Source organism: Dellaglioa sp. CoH-57-MRSF-19 (genome assembly GCF_056781975.1).
The window spans coordinates 328-885 of the sequence record NZ_JBXAXW010000036.1; the positions used below are offsets into that span (position 1 = coordinate 328).

Genomic DNA, 558 nt, shown 5'->3' on the forward strand with positions numbered 1-558 from the left:
GGCAAGAAGGCGCGCAAACAAAGAAATGAGGACCCCTCATGGCTTTCGTGGCTTAAGCGCCTAGGCCCACTATTGGCGTCCATGGTTCTTGACCCAGAACTCTACAAAGAGATGGGTGCACTTATGGACAAATACCTGACATGGGATAACGTAGTCAAGGTGTTCACGGAGGCATGGAGCGTCGTGTCCAAAGCCGCGTCGGACACCATAGATTGGGCTATGGATAAGTTGGGCATTAAGAAGCCTGATAACCGCGTCGGTAAGGACATGAGTCCGGCTGGTGGCAATAACCCTGACTTCGACTACACCAAAACGGGTGATCCGTACAAAAATGGCGGTCCTCCGGGAGCAGCGGCAGGTGTATCGATGCCAGTTCCTGTTGGCCCCAAGCGCGACCTTCCGATACCTACTGACGAAGAGTATGCACGGGGGACGTACACACAGAACCTGATGCGCGCTCTGGGCCTTAACGTTGGTGGATCAACCACATCTCAGCAGCTCACGGTCAACAATCGAAGCACGCTAATACCGCCACCAGCAGGAATGGCTGGCCTAGGC

Annotated in this window: 1 protein-coding gene; it reads left to right on the forward strand. The window is 54.7% G+C overall.

The window, feature by feature from the left end; genetic code table 11:
• Positions 1 to 81: 81 nt before the first annotated feature.
• Positions 82 to 558 (forward strand): hypothetical protein (locus AC1RO3_RS08015; protein WP_481763932.1); only part of this gene is annotated, 477 nt, incomplete at its 3' end.